Annotated in this window: 19 protein-coding genes; 13 read left to right on the top strand and 6 right to left on the bottom strand. The window is 67.4% G+C overall.

Going from position 1 to position 17,064, the window contains the following annotated elements:
• Nucleotides 1-43 precede the first annotated feature (43 nt).
• From J2848_RS30440 to J2848_RS30405, 8 genes are all read left to right on the top strand, one after another.
• A complete protein-coding gene (locus J2848_RS30440) occupies nucleotides 44-1,660 on the top strand; it encodes an acyl-CoA synthetase (RefSeq protein WP_149234270.1) in 1,617 nt (538 codons plus the stop codon).
• A gap of 4 nt (nucleotides 1,661-1,664) precedes the next feature.
• Nucleotides 1,665-2,402, top strand: coding sequence for a sulfite exporter TauE/SafE family protein (locus J2848_RS30435; RefSeq protein ID WP_149234271.1), 738 nt, complete (start codon nucleotides 1,665-1,667; stop codon nucleotides 2,400-2,402).
• 47 nt (nucleotides 2,403-2,449) lie between these two features.
• Entirely contained in the window at nucleotides 2,450-3,154 is a 705-nt protein-coding gene (locus tag J2848_RS30430) for an ABC transporter ATP-binding protein (RefSeq protein WP_149234272.1), read from the top strand.
• Nucleotides 3,155-3,264: 110 nt separating this feature from the next.
• Nucleotides 3,265-4,272, top strand: coding sequence for an ABC transporter substrate-binding protein (locus J2848_RS30425; RefSeq protein WP_149234273.1), 1,008 nt, complete (start codon nucleotides 3,265-3,267; stop codon nucleotides 4,270-4,272).
• A 3-nt stretch (nucleotides 4,273-4,275) separates the two neighbouring features.
• The gene (locus J2848_RS30420) at nucleotides 4,276-5,043 is read left to right on the top strand and encodes an ABC transporter permease (RefSeq protein WP_366520500.1); all 768 of its coding nucleotides are present in this window, start codon (nucleotides 4,276-4,278) and stop codon (nucleotides 5,041-5,043) included.
• Nucleotides 4,946-5,755: an ABC transporter ATP-binding protein gene (locus J2848_RS30415; protein WP_246194251.1), complete on the top strand. Its 810-nt coding sequence runs from the start codon at nucleotides 4,946-4,948 to the stop codon at nucleotides 5,753-5,755. The genes J2848_RS30420 and J2848_RS30415 overlap by 98 nt, the downstream gene beginning before the upstream one ends.
• Nucleotides 5,756-5,893: 138 nt before the next feature.
• Nucleotides 5,894-6,334 (top strand): DUF2946 family protein, encoded by a 441-nt coding sequence (locus tag J2848_RS30410; protein ID WP_246194252.1) that lies wholly within the window; start codon nucleotides 5,894-5,896, stop codon nucleotides 6,332-6,334.
• A gap of 173 nt (nucleotides 6,335-6,507) precedes the next feature.
• The gene (locus J2848_RS30405; protein WP_149234276.1) at nucleotides 6,508-7,032 is read left to right on the top strand and encodes a copper chaperone PCu(A)C; all 525 of its coding nucleotides are present in this window, start codon (nucleotides 6,508-6,510) and stop codon (nucleotides 7,030-7,032) included.
• Nucleotides 7,033-7,111: 79 nt separating this feature from the next.
• On the opposite strand, the gene kdgT is transcribed toward J2848_RS30405, so the two are convergent.
• The gene (kdgT, locus tag J2848_RS30400; RefSeq protein WP_149234277.1) at nucleotides 7,112-8,128 is read right to left on the bottom strand and encodes a 2-keto-3-deoxygluconate transporter; all 1,017 of its coding nucleotides are present in this window, start codon (nucleotides 8,126-8,128) and stop codon (nucleotides 7,112-7,114) included.
• 303 nt (nucleotides 8,129-8,431) lie between these two features.
• Here kdgT and J2848_RS30395 point away from each other — a divergent pair, with 303 nt between their 5' ends.
• Entirely contained in the window at nucleotides 8,432-8,899 is a 468-nt protein-coding gene (locus J2848_RS30395; protein ID WP_246194254.1) for a PAS domain-containing protein, read from the top strand.
• Here the strand turns inward: J2848_RS30395 and J2848_RS30390 are convergent.
• Genes J2848_RS30390 through J2848_RS30375 form a run of 4 tightly spaced genes read right to left on the bottom strand, consistent with a single transcriptional unit; the run spans nucleotide 8,865 to nucleotide 13,426 of the window.
• Complete coding sequence (locus J2848_RS30390) at nucleotides 8,865-9,233, bottom strand: response regulator (protein WP_149234278.1); 369 nt, start codon at nucleotides 9,231-9,233, stop codon at nucleotides 8,865-8,867. The genes J2848_RS30395 and J2848_RS30390 overlap by 35 nt on opposite strands.
• Nucleotides 9,230-10,729: a sensor histidine kinase gene (locus tag J2848_RS30385; RefSeq protein WP_149234279.1), complete on the bottom strand. Its 1,500-nt coding sequence runs from the start codon at nucleotides 10,727-10,729 to the stop codon at nucleotides 9,230-9,232. Before J2848_RS30385 ends, J2848_RS30390 begins: the two co-directional genes overlap by 4 nt.
• Entirely contained in the window at nucleotides 10,729-11,202 is a 474-nt protein-coding gene (locus J2848_RS30380) for a response regulator (protein ID WP_149234280.1), read from the bottom strand. Before J2848_RS30380 ends, J2848_RS30385 begins: the two co-directional genes overlap by 1 nt.
• A gap of 4 nt (nucleotides 11,203-11,206) precedes the next feature.
• Complete coding sequence (locus tag J2848_RS30375; RefSeq protein ID WP_149234281.1) at nucleotides 11,207-13,426, bottom strand: ATP-binding protein; 2,220 nt, start codon at nucleotides 13,424-13,426, stop codon at nucleotides 11,207-11,209.
• Between the two features lie 411 nt (nucleotides 13,427-13,837).
• Between J2848_RS30375 and J2848_RS30370 the strand changes: the two genes are divergently transcribed.
• Nucleotides 13,838-14,812 carry an NAD(P)H-dependent flavin oxidoreductase gene (locus J2848_RS30370; RefSeq protein ID WP_149234282.1) on the top strand — a complete coding sequence of 325 codons (975 nt, stop codon included), beginning with the start codon at nucleotides 13,838-13,840 and terminating at the stop codon, nucleotides 14,810-14,812.
• A gap of 41 nt (nucleotides 14,813-14,853) precedes the next feature.
• Here the strand turns inward: J2848_RS30370 and J2848_RS36335 are convergent, their stop codons facing one another.
• Nucleotides 14,854-14,940, bottom strand: a complete 87-nt coding sequence (locus J2848_RS36335) for a small membrane protein YohP (RefSeq protein ID WP_465252109.1) — start codon at nucleotides 14,938-14,940, stop codon at nucleotides 14,854-14,856.
• Between the two features lie 350 nt (nucleotides 14,941-15,290).
• Between J2848_RS36335 and J2848_RS30365 the strand changes: the two genes are divergently transcribed.
• The 3 genes from J2848_RS30365 to J2848_RS30355 are packed head-to-tail and all read left to right on the top strand — an operon-like array spanning nucleotide 15,291 to nucleotide 16,710.
• Nucleotides 15,291-15,845 carry a sigma-70 family RNA polymerase sigma factor gene (locus J2848_RS30365; RefSeq protein ID WP_246194255.1) on the top strand — a complete coding sequence of 185 codons (555 nt, stop codon included), beginning with the start codon at nucleotides 15,291-15,293 and terminating at the stop codon, nucleotides 15,843-15,845.
• Nucleotides 15,842-16,270 (top strand): hypothetical protein, encoded by a 429-nt coding sequence (locus tag J2848_RS30360; protein ID WP_149234284.1) that lies wholly within the window; start codon nucleotides 15,842-15,844, stop codon nucleotides 16,268-16,270. Before J2848_RS30365 ends, J2848_RS30360 begins: the two co-directional genes overlap by 4 nt.
• On the top strand, nucleotides 16,267-16,710 hold the full coding sequence (locus tag J2848_RS30355; RefSeq protein WP_149234285.1) for a periplasmic heavy metal sensor: 444 nt from the start codon (nucleotides 16,267-16,269) through the stop codon (nucleotides 16,708-16,710). Before J2848_RS30360 ends, J2848_RS30355 begins: the two co-directional genes overlap by 4 nt.
• Nucleotides 16,711-17,064: the final 354 nt, after the last annotated feature.

Here is a 17,064-nt window from a genome sequence, read left to right as displayed (position 1 = left end):
TTCCACAAAGGAATCGACGACAAGCCCTTGGGAGGGAACGAACATGCTGCCCAACGTGGACAGCTGGGAAGGGGTGTCCCGCGCCTTCGCCTGGCGCGTGCCCGACCGTTACAACATTGGCGTCGACGTCTGCGACCGCTGGGCGGAGACGGAACCGGACCGCGTCGCCCTGATCCACAAGCGGCGCGACGGCGGGGTAGAGGAATACCGCTTCTCCGACATCCGCGCCCTGTCCAACCGCTTCGCCAACGCACTCGCGGCGCAAGGGGTCTTGCGGGGCGACCGGGTCGGCATCCTGCTGCCCCAGGCGCCGGAAACCGCCATCAGCCATGTCTCGGTCTACAAGCTGGGCGGCATCGCCGTGCCGCTGTTCTCGCTGTTCGGGGTGGAGGCGCTGGAATACCGGCTGGCCAACTGCGGTGCCCGTGCCGTGGTCACCGACGCCGCCGGGGCTGCAAAGATCGCCCAGATCCGCGACCGTTTGCCCGAACTGCGCGCCGTCTACCGCATCGACGGATCCGGCCCCGGTTGCCTCGATTGGCATGGGCTGTGCGATGCGTCATCCGACAGCTTCACTCCGGCCGATACCGACCCGGACGATCCGGCGCTGATCATCTACACCTCCGGCACCACCGGCCAGCCGAAGGGCGCACTGCATGCGCACCGGGTGCTGCTCGGCCATCTGCCGGGCGTGGAGATGTCGCACGACCTGTTCCCGCAGCCGGGGGACCGCATCTGGACGCCGGCCGACTGGGCCTGGATCGGCGGGCTGCTCGACGTGCTGCTGCCGGCCTGGCACCACGGCGTGACGGTGGTGTCCCACCGCTTCGAGAAGTTCGATGCCGAGGCCGCCTTTGCCTTGCTGGCCGAGTTCCAAGTACGCAACGCCTTCCTGCCGCCGACCGCGCTGAAGATGATGCGGGCGGTGAAGGCCCCGCGGGCGCGCCACCGCATCGACATGCGGTCCGTCGCCAGCGGCGGCGAGACGCTGGGCGCCGGGCTGCTCGACTGGGGGCGCGAGACCTTCGGCGTGACGATCAACGAGTTCTACGGCCAGACCGAATGCAACATGATCGTCTCCTCGGCCGCCACGTTGATGGCGCCGAAGCCCGGCATCATGGGCCGCCCGGTTCCCGGCCATGACGTGGCGGTGATCGACGGGGAGGGCAACCGGCTGCCGCCGGGCCAACTTGGCCTGATCGCGGTGCGCCGGCCGGATCCGGTGATGTTCCTCGGCTACTGGAACAACCCCGATGCCACTGCGGCGAAATTCATCGGTGACTGGCTGGTCACCGGCGACCAGGGGGAACTGGACGAGGACGGCTACATCCGCTTCGTCGGGCGGGACGACGACGTCATCACCTCCGCCGGCTACCGCATCGGCCCCGGCGAGATCGAGGACTGCCTGATCGGCCATCCCGCAATCCGCATGGCGGCGGTGGTCGGCGTGCCCGACCCGCTGCGCACGGAGATCGTCAAGGCCTTCGTCGTCCTGCAGGAGGGGGTGATGCCGGACGACGCGCTGGTGGCCTCGATCCAGGAGCATGTGAAGACCCGGCTGGCCGCCCACGAATATCCCCGCGCCATCGAATTCATGGAAAGCCTTCCCATGACCACCACCGGCAAGATCATTCGCCGGGAGTTGAGGAACCGCTCGTAACATCATGACCGAATTGATTTTATTGGTTGCGGCATTTCTGGCCGGGGCGATGAATGCCGTTGCCGGCGGCGGCAGTTTCCTGACCCTGCCGGCCCTGATCTATGCCGGGGTGCCGCCGGTCGCCGCCAACGCCACCGGCACTGTCGCCCTGCTGCCGGGCTATGCCAGCGGGGTCTACGGCTATCGCCAGGACCTGACGCCGGTCGGCACGCTCGGCCTGCCGCTGCTGTCGGCGGTCAGTCTGGTCGGCGGGCTGGCCGGGGCGGGGCTGCTGCTGGTGACGCCGGATGCGGTGTTCCGCGGCATCGTGCCGTGGCTGCTGCTGCTGGCGACCGGGCTGTTCGCCTTCGGCACCGTGCTGGCGCAACGGCTGCGCAGCCTGGGTCTGCACGGCACCGGGGCGATACTGGGCACTTTGTTCGCCGTCTCGGTCTATGGCGGCTATTTCAACGGCGGGCTCGGCATCCTTCTGCTGGCACAGCTGAGCCTGTTCGGCATGACCGACCTGAATGCCATGAACGGGCTGAAGAACCTGTTCTCCGCCGTGCTGACCGCCATCGCCGTGGTTGCCTATGCCGCGGGCGGGGCGGTGGAATGGCCGAAGGCGCTGCTGATGACGGTCGCGGCGGTCGCCGGCGGCTATGTTGGCGCCCGGCTGGGTCGCAGGATCCCGAAGCCGGTTCTGCGCGCCGGCATCATCGCCGTCGGGCTGGTGATGAGTGCGGTATTCTTCCTGAAATGATCGCGCTATAGAGGGTGCACGTCGCGCCCGTTTGGACCCCTGCCGCCATGCTGACCGTATCCGATCTCGACCTGTACTATGGTGACGCCCAGGCGCTCGACGGCGTCACACTGCGGGTGGCAGCAGGGCAGACCACCGCCATCGTCGGCGCCAACGGGGCCGGCAAGACCTCGCTGATCCGTGCCATCGCCGGAATCCTGAAGCCGGCGCGCGGCAGCATCCGCTTCAGGGACCGCGAGATCGCCGGGCTGCCCAGCCATGTCGTCTGCGACCTCGGCGTCGGTCAGGTGGCGGAGGGGCGGCAGATCTTCCCGACGCTGAGCGTGCGCGAGAATCTGGAGATGGGCGCCGTCATCCCGCGCGCCCGCGCTCGCGCGCGCCAGACCTACGACCGCGTGCTGGACCTGTTCCCCCGCCTGCACGAGAGGCTGGATCAGGCGGCCGGCACCCTGTCCGGCGGCGAGCAGCAGATGCTGGCCATCGGCCGCTGCCTGATGGGCAAGCCGGACCTGATCATGTTCGACGAACCCTCGCTCGGCCTGTCGCCCGCCCTGGTGCAGGAGCTGTTCCGCATCATCCGCTCGCTGGCGGCCGACGGCATGACGATCATCCTGGTCGAACAGAATGTCGCTGCTTCCCTGCGAATCGCCCAGACGGCGTATGTGCTGGAGAATGGCCGGGTGGTGCTGTCGGGAACGGGGGAGGCGCTGCTGGCCGACCCGGCGGTGAAGCAGGCCTATCTGGGACTGTGATCCGACACCGGTTCAGCCGGCGATACCCCGCTTATCCTCCTATCGTTGAATATACGAACCATCTACAGTCCTCCTAAGCTGGCAGTCCGAAGATTGAGCGGGCGGGGACCATGGCGGCAGGCTGCACCAGACGGACGACACTGCTGGCGGCCGGTGCGCTTCTGGCGTCGGTGGCGCTGGGGCACGCCGCGGCCGGCGATCCTGCCCCCAACCGGCCGGTTGTCCGCGCCGGGGTGCTGAAGTTCGGCACGGTCAGCTGGGAACTCGACACCGTCCGCGCCAACAATTTCGACAAGCAGGCCGGCATCGACCTGCAACTGGTCGAACTGGCCGGCAATCCCGCCACCCAGGTGGCGCTCCAGGCCGGCGCGGTCGAGATCATCGTCTCCGACTGGCTGTGGGTGTCGCGGATGCGCAGCAAGGGGGAGGCGCTGTGCTTCATCCCCTATTCGACCGCCGTCGGCGCCCTGGTGGTTCCGGCCAATTCCGGAATCGCCGGGGTCGGCGACCTGCGGGGCAAGCGGATCGGCGTCGCCGGCAGCCCGCTCGACAAAAGCTGGCTCCTGCTGAAAGCCCTGGCTGCCGACCGGCACGGGCTGTCGCTCGACCGCGACGTACAGCCTTTCTTCGCCGCACCACCCTTGCTGAACAGCAAGATCGCCGACGGCGACCTGGATGCCGTACTGACCTTCTGGCCCTTCGCCGCCCGGCTGGAGGCGAAGGGCATGCGCGTGGCGATGACGGTGTCCGACATGCTGGAAGCATTGGGCCAGACGGCGACGCTGCCTTCCATCGGTTATGTCTTCCGCGAGGAATGGGCGCGCGCCAACCCGGCGGCCCTCGCCGGCTTCCAGGCCGCCACCGGTGAGGCCAAGACCCTGCTGGCGCAGTCCGACGCCGCCTGGGACCGGCTCGCCCCGTTGATGCAGGCGGAGGACGACGCCACCTTCCGCACCCTGCGCGACCGCTACCGTGAGGGCATCCCGCGCCGCTGGACGGAGGAGGAGCGGGCAGGGGCGGCGAGGCTCTATGCGCTGCTGGCGCGGCTGGGCGGCCGGGAACTGGTCGGCGACGCGCCCACCATCGCCCCCGGCACCTTCTGGACCGGCGGGGCCTGACTGGTGCGGCCCGCCCTGACGTCCATGGTGATGCCTGTCGCGTCGATCCTGCTGCTGCTGGCCGTGTGGCAGGGGGCGGCGCTGGCGATCGGCGGGCGCCTGCTGCCGGGTCCGTTGCCGGTGGCCGATGCCCTGCTGCGCGAGGCGCAGAGCGGGGCTCTGTTCCATCATATGGGCGCCACGCTGCTGCGGGTGCTGGCGGCCTTCGCGCTCGCCATGTCGATCGGGGTCGGGCTGGGGCTGCCGATGGGGCGGTCGCCCTTCATCGACCGGCTGTTCGGCCCCTGGCTGGTCTTCTCCCTGAACCTGCCGGCACTGGTGGTCATCGTGCTGGCCTATGTCTGGTTCGGCCTGACCGAGGCGGCGGCCATCGGCGCCGTTGCGGTCAACAAAATTCCCAACACGGTGGTGCTGGTACGGGCCGGTGCCCGCGCCATCGATGAAGGGCTGATCGACATGGCCCGCGTCTACCGCCTGTCGCCCGCGGACCGGCTTCGCCATGTGCTGCTGCCGCAACTCACCCCCACCATCGCCGCGGCTGCGCGGTCCGGCCTGGCGCTGATCTGGAAGATCGTGCTGGTGGTCGAACTGCTGGGCCGCAGCGATGGTGTCGGATTCCAGATCAACCTCCTTTTCCAGACCTTCGATGTCGCAGGAATCCTGGCTTACACCATTGCGTTCGTGGCCGTGGTCCAGCTTCTGGAATACGGCGTCCTCCAACCGGTCGAGCGGCATTGCCAGCGCTGGCGGCGGTTGCCCGCTGAGGCTTGAGATCCGCTCCAAGCGCTTCGGCGCGGTGGAGGCGGTGCGCGGCCTGACCCTGTCCGCCGCGGCGGGGGAGGTCGTGGCGCTGGTCGGCCCCAGCGGCTGCGGCAAGACGACCGCGCTCGGCATCGTCGCCGGGCTCGACCGCGCCTTCGACGGTGTGGTGGAGGTCGGGCCGCGGCCGGACGGCGGGCCGGCCCGGCTCGGCTATGTCTTCCAGGAACCGCGGCTGCTGCCCTGGCGCAGCGTACGGCAGAATCTGGCGCTGGTGCTGCCACGCGCACAGCGGCGCGGGCCGGCGGTCGACGCCATGCTGGCGGCGCTGGAGTTGACGCCCTTCGCTGACCGCTTTCCCACCCAGCTGTCGCTGGGCATGGCGCGGCGAGTGGCGCTGGCCCGCGCCTTTGTGGTGGATCCCGACCTGCTGTTGATGGACGAACCCTTCGTCTCGCTGGATGAGCCGACGGCGCTCCGGCTGCGCGGGCTGCTGTCGCAGTTGCTGGACCGGCGGCCGGCCACCGTCCTGCTGGTCACCCACAATCTGCGCGAGGCGCTGGCGCTGGCCGACCGGCTGCTGCTGCTGGCACCCTCGCCCGGCCGGGTGGTAGCCGAGGTGCCGCTGTCCGTTCCCCGTGCCGCCCGCGACGACGCCACCATCGAGGTGCTGCGCCGCGACCTGCTGTCCCGGCCGGAGCCGGCTTTCCGCCTGCTGGCCTGAGCCGGGATGCCGACCCTTCGCCGCCTGTGGGTCCATTTGCCGCTCGTCCGTTCCCGACCACTGCGCTATCGTGGCGCGTCCTTGCCGGGTACGGCCGGCGTTTGTGGAAGGCGACGGAGCCGGATGGTCTTCGGTCGGATGACAGTGCAGCAGGTGCGGCGGCTCGGCCTCGTGGCCGGTATGGCTGCCCTTTTGCTGCAGGTCATCGCCTGGGGCTGGATGCCCATGGGCACCGGAACCAGCACCGGGATTGCCCGGGCCGGGGAGACGGTGTCTCTGCCGATCTGCTCCTCCGGTGGCCTGGCCACCATCCAGGCCGATGCGGCCGGTTACGGCATCGAAGAGTTCGGGATCGCTTACGACGGCGACCATGGAAAGTCGCCTGACTCGGTGCCAACCGGCAACGGCCACTGCCCGCTCTGCCCGCTGGTGGCCGGACTGGCCCTGCCGCCGCCGCCGCCGAGCGTCGGCCCCGCCCTTGCCATGGCCCGTGACACGTGCCTGCTGCCGGCCGAACGGATCGCCGCCGGCTGGTTCCTGTCGACCCTCCAGGCCCGGGCTCCTCCGCATCTCGTCTGATGCCTGATGCCGCCGCCTGATCTTCCTCCGTCTTAGGCCATCTGCGCGTCTCCACGCCCGATCCCTGCCCGGATCCTGCGTCCGATGGCGTTTCCAATCCCAGTCCCCCGGCATCGTCCGCCGTGGCGGCTCACCCCTCTGCTGTTCACATCCGCATTTCAGGAGAAGCTTTCATGAAGCACATTCTCGGCATCGCCGCCGCCCTCGCCCTGTTCGGTGCCGGCACCGCCCTGGCGCACAGCTACAAGGCCGGCCCGATCGAGATCGGCCACCCCTGGGCCCGTGCAACCGCGCCGTCCGCGCCGAACGGCGGCGCCTATCTGTCGCTGACCAACACCGGGACGACGGAAGACCATCTGGTCGCCGCCTCCACCCCCGCCGCCGAGAAGGCGGAACTGCACACCCATCTGAACGAGAACGGCGTGATGAAGATGCGCGAGGTTCCGCCCATCGCCATTGCTCCTGGAGAAACGGTGAAGTTCGCACCGGGCGGCCTGCACATCATGCTGCTCGGCCTCAAGCAGCCGCTGGAGAAGGGCGCCCGCATCCCGATGACCCTGCGCTTCGAGAAGGCCGGCAGCGTCGAGGTGGAAATCGCCGTCGAAGCGGCCGGACAGGCCGCACCGCAGGCTGAAAACCACATGGGCGCTGCCGGCGCCGGCCACGACCACAACGCGGCAGCGGCCCAGAAGCAGTAACGGAAAAGGCCGCCGGCAGGGGAACCCGCCGGCGGCCTTTCTTCACATGCGTCTCGCCCGGTTTGGTCACTCGGCCCGATCACTCCGCCGGGGCGATTCCCACCGGCTGGGAGAGCTTGGCCGCCTCGGCCGCCTGATAGCGCGGCGACAGGACGCCGAAGCGCCGCGCCCACCATGCCGTCAGCGGCGGCGTCAGCAGGGCGGTGACGACCACGCTGGTGGCGATCAGCGCCGTGGCGGACGGAGCGACCGGCGCGAAGGTCGGCTCGATCGAGGCGATGATCGGCGGCACCGTCACCGCGGCCCCGGCAGTGGAGGCCGCACCGATACCGGCCGTGCCGTTGCCCTTGGCCAGCAGGATGTCGGCCAGCACCAGCATGAAGCCGGTGACGGCGATCACGCCCAGGCCCAGCACGATGCCCAGCAGGCCGGTGTTGAGGATCGTCGAGAAGTTCAGGTTGTTGCCCAGCGCGAAGGCGAAGAAGGGAACCATCACCGACACGCCCTGGGTGAAGAAGGCCCGCAGATCCTTGTCCAGGTTGCCCAGCGCGAAGCCGATCAGGAAGGGCAGCAGCGCGCCGACCATCGTCTGCCAGGGAAAGGCGGCCAGACCGGCGATGCCCAGCGTGACCATGGTCATGAAGGGACCGGATTCCAGGCACATCAGGCAGAAGGCGCCGGCTTCCTCCTTGGTGCCGTACTGCTGCATCAGCGCCATGTACATGCCGCCGTTGGTGTCGTTCATCACCGCGATGATCGCCAGCACCGACAGGCCGGAGAAGAAGCCCGAGGTGATGCCTTCCGCCGGGATGAACCAGGAGGCGATGACGCCCGCCATCGCCGCGGTGAGGATCTTCACCGAAACCAGAACGCCGCTCTTGCGCAGGACCAGCGGGGTGGCCTTCAGACTGATGCTGGCGCCGATGCAGAAGAACCAGACCGACAGGATCGGCAGCGTACCGGTGATCAGCCCGTTGGTGAAGGATCCGAAGAACTTGCCCGTGTTGGGAGCCAGCGTGTTCAGGCAGGCGCCGAGAAACAGGGGGACGATCATCATCCCGCCAGGGATGCGGTCGATCCGGGATTTGATGTTCATGGAAGACACTCCTTCGAATTTCATCCCGTCGCCGCCGCGCCCCTTCGCCGTCGGGCGTGAGTCAGCGGCCGCCAATTTTGTCGGGGCGGCAGTCATACCGCCGTCTTGTGCATACTAGTATATAAGTAAGGACGTCATTGTCAAAGCGGCTGATTGTCAGCCGCGACACGGTGTCGCGCCGAAGGCAGGGGAGGGAGGAACCGGCGACAGATAAAGCTCGATTTCAAATGGTTTTTATATAAAATAATTCGTTAGTCGTTGCATTTGCGAACCGATCCCTGAAGGCGAGGCAAGAGTGGAACCGTGACGGCGTCATTCGATCCGATCAGCCATGGCATCACGCGGAATCCAGCCCTGCGGGACCAGATCTCGCGGATGCGGGTGTCCGACGAGGCATTGCTGGTCCTATGCGGCCCTGACGGCAGCAATCTGGCGCTCAGTGAAACGACACGGCGGTATTTCGGGCCGGCGGCCAGCCAGATGCGGGGATGCGGGTGGATTTCGATGATCCACCCCGACGACCAATTGAACGCAGCCAGTTCTTGGCTGAAAGCGGTCTATGAGAACGCCGCCTACCAGTTGGAATTGGGTTACAGGCGGTATGACGGGAGCTATCACCGTTTCGCGGTGACGGGCGTCCGCTATGTCGATGCGGATGCGGGCCAGCCCCACTGGCTCATCGTATCGGAACCGCTCAGGCAAGCCGCACCAGCAAGCGGCTTGCAGATGCCCGCGGTCAGCGCGGCCGGTGGCGGGCCAGGGCGTCCGTGATGTCGATGTCGCGGAACGGCTTGCCGATCACCGGCCGGGTACGGTGAGCGTCGGGCAGACCTTCCGCGCCATGGCCGGTGGTGAAGATGAAGGGGATACCGGCGCCAGCCAGCCGGTCGGCCACCGCATCCACCCGTTCGCCGCGCAGGTTGACGTCGAGCAGCGCGATGTCGAAGCCACCCGCTTCGATCATTTCCAAGGCGGCGGATACCGAACCGGCCGGGCCGAGACAGGTCACGCCCTGATCGATCAGGGCGTCCTCCAGGCTCATGGCGATCAGCGGTTCATCCTCGACGATCAGGACGGTCAGGTTCGACAGATCAGCGTCGGTCACTGTGGGCTCACTCGCGACGATAGGGGGATTACGAGCCGGCATCGCACGCCGGCGGGGTCGAACGCAAGGGCAACATCGCCTTCCAACTCATGTGCCAGACCGCGTTCGATCAGGCGGGAGCCGAAACCGCGCCGGGTCGGCGGCACCACCGGCGGCCCGCCGCTCTCCTGCCAGCGCAGAACCAGCGCACCGGCACCACTACGGGCAAACTGACCGGAGACGATAGGCCCCGCCCCCTCCCGCGTCGGCATTTGCCCCAGCTGCGCAATTTCCCAATTCAGGTCGACCCGGCCGTTTTCCGCCGACAGCGCACCGTATTTCGCCGCGTTGGTGGCAAGCTCGTGGAAGGCGAGGTGCAGCGAAACCGCCACGCCGGTCGTCAGGTTCACCGGCGGGCCGCCGACCCGCACGCGGCCGGCATCGACGTGGGGCTCCAGCGTCAGGGCGGCGATCTCGCTCAGCGAGGCGCCCTGCCAATGGCGGCGGGTCAGCAGGTCATGGGCCTGGGCCAGGGCGCGCAGCCGCGACTGGAAAGCATCGGGGAAGGCCTCCACCGACGGCGTAGCACGCAGGGTCTGCTTGGCGATGGACTGCACCATCGCCAGCGTGTTCTTGACCCGGTGGTTCAGTTCCTCCAGCAGCAGCAGTTGCCGTTCTTCCGCCTTTTTGCGCTCGGTGATATTCAGCGAGACGCCGGCCAGCCCGGTTGCCATGCCGTCCTTGTCATAGACGGCGCGGCCGCGCACCTGCACCCAATGGACGCTGCCGTCCGGCCAGATCGTGCGGTACTCCATGTCCAACGGCGAGCCGCTGGTCACCGCCTGCCGGACCATCGCCTTCTGATGCTCGCGGTCCTCGGGATGGACCCGCTCAAGCAGCCGGTCATAGGTCGGGATCTCCGACGGATCGGAAAGCCCGAGGTTGGCGGCACAGATCGACGAGACGCGCAGCCGGTTGGTCGCCAGCGTCAGCTCCCACGACCCCAGCCGCCCGGCCTCCAGCGCGAAGCGCAGCCGTGCCTCACTCTCGGCCAGGGCCGTGCGCTTGTCGGCCAGCTCGTTGCGGTCGCGCGCCTCCACCAGGGCGCGGCGGACCACCACCTGCAACCGTTCCATCCGCAGCTTCACGACATAGTCGGTGGCGCCCTTCTTCAGCGCCTCGATGGCGTTCTCCTCGCCCAGCATGCCGGACACGAAGATGAAGGGCACCCGCGGCAGCCGGTCGCGTGCGATGGCCAGCGCCGACATTCCGTCGAAATCCGGCAAGTCGAAGTCGGACAGGATCAGGTCGAAGGGGCCGCCGCCGGCAATGGCATCGATGAAGTCCTGCCGCGTGTCCACGCGATGGATGTCGAAAGCATGGTCGTCGATCATCAGCAGATGTTCGCGCACAAGATCGGCGTCCATGCCGCTGTCCTCCAGCAGCAGGACACGGCAGGGTGTCGGCGGGTCCAGACGCGCGGCAGGGCCGGCGGTGGGGTCCATCACCTGGGCCATCAGCTGCCGCGCGGCCGTCGGGGATGGCAGCCGGGCGGCGGCTCGTTGAGGATCGCCCAGAAGCTGCCGATGTCACGGATCGCGTCGAAGAACTCCTTGAAGCCGACCGGCTTGACCACGAAGGCGTTCACCCCCAGCCGATAGCTGCGGACGAGGTCCTGCTCCTCCTTCGAGGAGGTCAGCATCACCACCGGGATGGCACGGGTGCTGTCGTTGGCCTTGATCCGTTGCAACACCTCGATCCCGTCCACCTTCGGCAGCTTGATGTCGAGAATGATCACGGCCGGATATTTCGGATCGGTTGGCTTCGACACCGCCTGCCCATCCTCGTGGAACAGATAGGACAGCGCCTCCGCCCCGTCCCGGGCGACGACGATGTCGTTGGCGAGCTGCGCCTCGGCGAAGGCCTCCAGCGTCAGCTCCAGATCCTTCGGATTGTCCTCGACCAGCAGGATCGGTTTCAACGCGGCCATGGGGCTACCTCGATTCGGCGGCGGCGGACCGCGGCAGGGAGAAATGGAAGGTCGCACCGTGCTCCAGCCTGCCTTCCGCCCAGACCCGCCCGCCGTGGCGTTCCACGATACGGCGGACATTGGCAAGGCCGATGCCGATGCCCTCGAACTCCTCCTCGCGGTGCAGGCGTTGGAAGACGCCGAAGAGCTTACCGGCATAGGCCATATCGAATCCACGGCCATTATCGCGCACGAAGAACTCGTGCGCGTCGGTGGTGGTGCGGCAACCGACCTCGATCTCCGGTTCGGCGCTGTCGCGGGTGTATTTGATGGCATTGGACAGCAGGTTCTGCACGACCAGCCGCAGCATGGTGGGGTCGCCGTTCACGCTGGGCAGCGGATGCACCGTCCAGCGCAGGTTGCGGCCTTGCAGGTCGGGCGCCAGCAGGTGGCGCACCTCCTCCACCAGCCGGCCGACATCGACCTCCACCCGCGCCAGCGTGGCGCGGCCCAGCTGCGAGAAGTGCAGCAGCCCGTCGACCAGCCGGCCGGCGGAGCTCGCCGCCTCGATGATGCTGTCGAGATAATGGCGTTCCCGCTCGTTCAGCTTGTCGGCGGCGCGGGAGCGAAGAAGCTCGGCATAGCTGGTGACATGGCGGAAGGGTGCGCGCAGATCGTGCGAGACCGAGTAGGAGAAGGCGGCAAGCTCGCCGTTGCTGCGGCGCAGCTCCTCGTTCAGGGCGGCCATCTCCTCCGCCTTGCGCAGCACGATGCTGACGATGGCGTTGCGAAAGTCGCCAGCCGCCTCGATCTCGCCATGGCGCCAGGGGAGGGACTGGCCGCTCACCGTCTCCTTCCATGCCTCGAACGAACTGCGCGGCGACAGCCGGCCGCCGGCGTCCAGCGGCTTCTTGGGATCGCCGGCCCAGTCGATGGACTGCACGATCTCCGGCCGGAACCACAGAAGATAGCTGGGGTGCAACTGCGAGATGGAAATCGCCAGCAGACCGCTGGCAGTCCGTTCCATCCCGGCGGCGGCCGGCATCTCGGCCGGAAGCTGGTGGCTGGCGAACAGATCCTTGATGCCCTGGCCGGCCAGTTCAGCGGCAATGGCCTCGACCACCTCCTGCGGCGGGGTGCGGCCGATCAGCCGGCAATCGCCGTCGAACAGGATCGCGGCGCCATCGGCATTGACCAGTCCCAGCAGATCCTCGCGGTCCTCGCCCAGCCCGTCGATGAAGCGCTCCGCCGCCGCCATATGGGCGAGCAGCCGCGCCTGCGTGCCTTTCGAGCGGATGCGGTGGTCGGCGTCGAGAGCCCGCTCCAGCGCGATCATCTGGCTGGACAGCACCTGCCCCAGCAGGTCGCAGGCGGTGCGCACCGCGAAGGAGGCCTGCCGCGGTTCGGCATGGTGGCAGGAGATCAGCCCCCACAGCCGGTCACCGTCCATGACGGAGATCGACATGGAGGCGGGCGTGCCCATGTTGCGCATATATTCCAGATGCACCGGCGAGACGCTGCGCAGCACGGCAAAGCTGAGGTCGAGCGGCGGCGCATCCCGCCGGCCGGACAGCAGCGGAACCGGCTGGTAGCGGGCATCGGCGATCAGCCGCAGGCGGTTCAGCCCATAGAGCCGCCGGGCCTGCTGCGGAATGTCGGAGGCTGGAAAGCGCAGGCCGCGGTAGGAGGGCAGGCGGCCGTTGCCGTCCTCGGCGATGACGGTGCCGTTCCATTGCTCGTCGAAGCGGTAGACCAGCACGCGGTCGAAACCGGTCAGCGCCCGCACCTCTGACGCGGTGCTGGCCAGCAGTGTGTCGAAATCATGGGCGGCCTGCATGCGCCGGATACCTTCGCGCATCTGCGGATACAGCGCCTCCAAGGTGCCGGCGCCGGTGGCGGGCAGCTCCTCCAGTTCCAGAATCACCAGGTCGCCGGACCGGTGTGCGATGGCCTGATAATCGGTGCCGTTGCGCAGGGTGAGGATATCGAGCTGCACCGGTTCGGCCGGGGCGGCGCGCAAGCCGCGGACCAGCGATGCCATCGACGCGGTGTCGATCAGCTGGTCAACGGCCAAGCCGAAGGCGTCGGCGGGCGGACGGTTCAGCACCGCGCCGGCTTCGGCGCTCGCGCAGACAAGGCGCAGACTGCCCGCCTCCACCGCCAGAAGATGTCCATGCGGCTGGATGCTGCCGGGGATATGGATCGGTTCGCGCGCGCAGGCGTCGAGGTCGAGCGTGCCCGCCATGGTTCGGGGCCACGGTTCCGGTCCGGTTGCAGGCGTCACAATCGTCCTTTGCTCATCTCGGTCACAAGTTCGAAGGGCTACTCTTGAACCAGCCCCGTCTTCGGTTCGTCCTGCTGATGTCAGCCGAGGGCTTCCATCGGTATTCAGCAATATCAGAGGCGTAAAAACCCTGCTTTCGCCGCGCACGCCGCGTGGAGGTGAAGGAAGCAACACGATATCCTGTCAGACCCTATACTTCATTATCATAGGATACGTTTTGCGATCGTCCTTGGATTTCCCAGAGCCACGCTCTTTCATCATAGACCGAAGATCATAGCCCGACTTCAAGCTTGGATTCGCTTATAAGATGGTATGCCCCGGCGTTTCATGGCTGTCGGCAACGAAAAAGGCATCGGTGGGGAAGGGGACGGCATGAAAACCGAGGTGACGCGCCTGCTTGGCATCGATTATCCGATCGTGCAGGGCGGGATGCAGTGGGTCGGACTGGCCGAACTGGCAGCAGCGGTGTCGAATGCCGGCGGTTTGGGCATCCTGACCGCGCTGACCCAGCCGACGCCCGATGATCTGGCCCGTGAGATCGAGCGTTGCCGCGCGATGACCGACCGTCCTTTCGGCGTCAACCTGACCATGCTGCCGGCGGTGACGCCGCCGCCTTACGAGCGCTATCTCGACGTCATCATTCACAGCGGCATCACCATCGTGGAGACGGCTGGCAACAGCCCGCGCGCTTTCGTCGAGCGGATGAAGGCGCACGGCATCCGTATCCTGCACAAATGCACCAGCGTCCGCCATGCGCTGAGCGCCGAGCGGGCCGGGGTGGACATCATCAGCATCGACGGGTTCGAATGCGCCGGCCATCCGGGCGAGGACGACATCCCAGGGCTGATTCTGATCCCGGCGGCCGTGCGGGCTCTGCGCATTCCGGTGATCGCATCGGGCGGAATCGCCGACGGGCGCGGCATGGCGGCGGCCCTGGCCTTGGGCGCCCAGGGCGTCAACATGGGCACCCGCTTCCTCTGCACGCGCGAGGCACCGGTGCATGACAGCATCAAGCAGGCCTTGGTCGCCGCCGGGGAACGCGATACCAACCTGATCCTGCGCAGCCTGCGCAACACCGCCCGCGTCTTCAGGAATGCGGTGTCGGACGAGGTCGTGGCGCTGGAAAAGCGTCCCGGCGGTGTCGGGTTCGAAGAGGTCCGGCCACTGGTCGCCGGCCAGCGCGGCCGGGCGGCCCTGCAATCCGGTGATGTTCAGGACGGGATCGTCTCGGCCGGCATGGCGATCGGCCTGATCGACGACATCCCTACCTGCGACGAACTGATCCGCCGGATGGTCGCCGACTGCCGCGCCCACCTGCGCCGCGCACTGACTCTGGCGGAGGAATAGGCGGGCAGGGCGGGGCGAGACTGCGCGCAGGCCGGACAGGATCAGAAGATCAGCTTCAGGATGCCGGTAACGACCAGCAGGCCGATGATGAAGATGATCAGGATGGCCCAGCCGAGAATCTTGAGCATAGTGTCGGTCCTTCAATGGCCTCTTTCCCGGCACCACCGCTGCCAATGGTCGGCTTCCGGTGGCGCCACGGTCATGTTTGAAACAACCCGCCGGGTGGACGGCGGTTCCCGTGGCACGGGCAAAGATGCCGACCGCGCTTCGTGCCGGGAGAGCACGCGCCAGCAAACGAGCCAAAAAAACACATAAGCATTCTTATGGAAATAAAATGGTAGGCGGAATCGCCCCTCAGGGAATTCCCCTATCGGAAATTTGCCTGTCGGCGCGCAGGACTTCCGCCCCCGACCGCGTATAAATCCCCGAGAGCAACCGGGAGCGGGCGGAAGACGGCGTGAAGCCTACCGAGGAAACGGTGTCGGACGAAGCGTTGATGGCGGACGCAGCGGCCGGCGACCGGAAAGCGTTTGGGACACTCACGCGCCGACATCTGCGCCGCAGCATCGCCTTGGCCCAACGGGTTGTCGGGAACGCCGCCGACGCCGAAGAGGTCGCGCAGGACGCCTTCCTGCAGATCTGGGCCAACGCCGACCGCTGGCGCGGCGACGGAACCCGCTTCACGACCTGGCTGTACAGGATCGTGGTGAACCGCGCCATCGACTATAAGCGGCGGCGCAGCTTCGCCCCCCTGGATGCCGCCGACGAGATCGCCGATCCGGCCTGGAGCGCCGAAACGGTGATCGACGGCATCCGGATCGGCGCCGCGGTGGATGCGGCGATCGCAGCATTGCCTGACCGGCAGCGGGCGGCGCTCAGCCTCTGCTACCATGAGGAGATGACGTGCGCTGAAGCTTCGGAAATACTGCAGGTGTCTGTTTCGGCTATGGAAAGTCTGCTGGTCCGGGCGCGCCGCGTCGTGCGGGCCCGGCTTCAACCCCTGATCCGTCAGAAGGACGGTGTACGGTCATGACGCTCAAAGAGTTCAAACGCTACGCCGATGCCTATGGCGCCGATCTGGACCGCTGGCCGCATTCCGCCCGGATCGATGCGCTCGCTCTGCTGGACGACAGTGCCGAGGCGCGCGATCTGCTGGTCGATGCCGCCGTCACCGACGCGCTGCTGGACGCCGCCCCGACCCCGCTGGTCTCTGCCCGGCGCGAGGCGCGGGTCTATGACCGCATCGCCGACTGTCTGGCCCAGCGGGTCGTGCCCGAATTCGTGCCGTGGTTCCTGTCGCGGCCACCCTTCCGCCCTGCCCCGCTGGCCGGGTTCCTGGCCGGCATGGCGCTGGCCGGCTTCCTCAGTTACAGCCAGGGCCTGATTTCCTTCGAAAAGACGAGTACGCCCAGCCTGTCTGGCGTGATGATCGTCAGCTATCTGGGAGACACGCGATGACGCCGTCGATCCGGCGCCGCTGGCCCTGGTTCCTTCTGGTCGGGTCCCTTGCGCTCAACATGCTGGCCGGCGGCTTCGTCGTCGCCCACAGCTTCCGCCCTCCCCCGCCGCCCGGCGGGCCGGACCAGATGCTGGAACGCTTCGTCGACGACGTGTCGCAACGCCTGTCACCGGCCGACGGCGCGGTTCTGCGCAAGGCGCTGGACGATGCCCGTCCGCTGTTCGTCCGCATACGCGTCAGCCACGAGGAGTTCACCCCCCGCCTGCGCACCGCCCTGATGGCCCAGCCCTTCGACGCGGCCGGCCTGAAGGCCCTGTTCGACCGCGTCCATGCCAACGACGCCGCCCTGCGCAGCGAGATCGAGGCACGCTTCGTCGACACCGTTTCCCGTCTCTCCCCCGAAGGCCGCCTGCGTCTGGCTGAAAGCCGCCTTCCCTGATCCTTTCGGTTTCGACCGGCGGCAGACACTTCCGGGGATCGGCCGGGATGGCATGTCCGTCCCGGCCCTTTTTCTTGCCCAAAAAGAAAAGGCGGCCTGACGGTATCGCCGTCAGGCCGCCCTAAGTCGGTTCGGGAGGAAACGCAACCAAGTTGCACGTAGAGGTATATAGCCGATATGGTTAACGGCCGATGAATGGCGGAGGGAAATCACTCCCTACCACCTTTTTGCGAAATTCTCTGGCAAATGGTTTCGCTCAAGCTTGACGCACCCTGCCCCTCTGCCGAAAGGCCGGGGTGGCGTCACCCCACCCCGACGCGCTATGACAGACGCCCTCTGTATCGTCACCAGTCC

The sequence above is a fragment of the Azospirillum lipoferum genome (assembly GCF_024170005.1).
Lineage (GTDB): Bacteria > Pseudomonadota > Alphaproteobacteria > Azospirillales > Azospirillaceae > Azospirillum > Azospirillum lipoferum.
This window is presented reverse-complemented; position numbering and strand designations above follow the sequence as displayed.

What these genes read in the sequence shown, in the direction of transcription:
- J2848_RS30440 (WP_149234270.1), top strand. Translation starts at nt 44, where the DNA reads ATGCTGCCCAACGTGGACAGCTGGGAAGGGGTGTCCCGCGCCTTCGCC.
- J2848_RS30435 (WP_149234271.1), top strand. Translation starts at nt 1,665, where the DNA reads ATGACCGAATTGATTTTATTGGTTGCGGCATTTCTGGCCGGGGCGATG.
- J2848_RS30430 (WP_149234272.1), top strand. Translation starts at nt 2,450, where the DNA reads ATGCTGACCGTATCCGATCTCGACCTGTACTATGGTGACGCCCAGGCG.
- J2848_RS30425 (WP_149234273.1), top strand. Translation starts at nt 3,265, where the DNA reads ATGGCGGCAGGCTGCACCAGACGGACGACACTGCTGGCGGCCGGTGCG.
- J2848_RS30410 (WP_246194252.1), top strand. Translation starts at nt 5,894, where the DNA reads ATGACAGTGCAGCAGGTGCGGCGGCTCGGCCTCGTGGCCGGTATGGCT.
- J2848_RS30405 (WP_149234276.1), top strand. Translation starts at nt 6,508, where the DNA reads ATGAAGCACATTCTCGGCATCGCCGCCGCCCTCGCCCTGTTCGGTGCC.
- kdgT (WP_149234277.1), bottom strand. Translation starts at nt 8,128, where the DNA reads ATGAACATCAAATCCCGGATCGACCGCATCCCTGGCGGGATGATGATC.
- J2848_RS30385 (WP_149234279.1), bottom strand. Translation starts at nt 10,729, where the DNA reads ATGGCCCAGGTGATGGACCCCACCGCCGGCCCTGCCGCGCGTCTGGAC.
- J2848_RS30380 (WP_149234280.1), bottom strand. Translation starts at nt 11,202, where the DNA reads ATGGCCGCGTTGAAACCGATCCTGCTGGTCGAGGACAATCCGAAGGAT.
- J2848_RS30375 (WP_149234281.1), bottom strand. Translation starts at nt 13,426, where the DNA reads ATGGCGGGCACGCTCGACCTCGACGCCTGCGCGCGCGAACCGATCCAT.
- J2848_RS30370 (WP_149234282.1), top strand. Translation starts at nt 13,838, where the DNA reads ATGAAAACCGAGGTGACGCGCCTGCTTGGCATCGATTATCCGATCGTG.
- J2848_RS36335 (WP_465252109.1), bottom strand. Translation starts at nt 14,940, where the DNA reads ATGCTCAAGATTCTCGGCTGGGCCATCCTGATCATCTTCATCATCGGC.
- J2848_RS30360 (WP_149234284.1), top strand. Translation starts at nt 15,842, where the DNA reads ATGACGCTCAAAGAGTTCAAACGCTACGCCGATGCCTATGGCGCCGAT.
- J2848_RS30355 (WP_149234285.1), top strand. Translation starts at nt 16,267, where the DNA reads ATGACGCCGTCGATCCGGCGCCGCTGGCCCTGGTTCCTTCTGGTCGGG.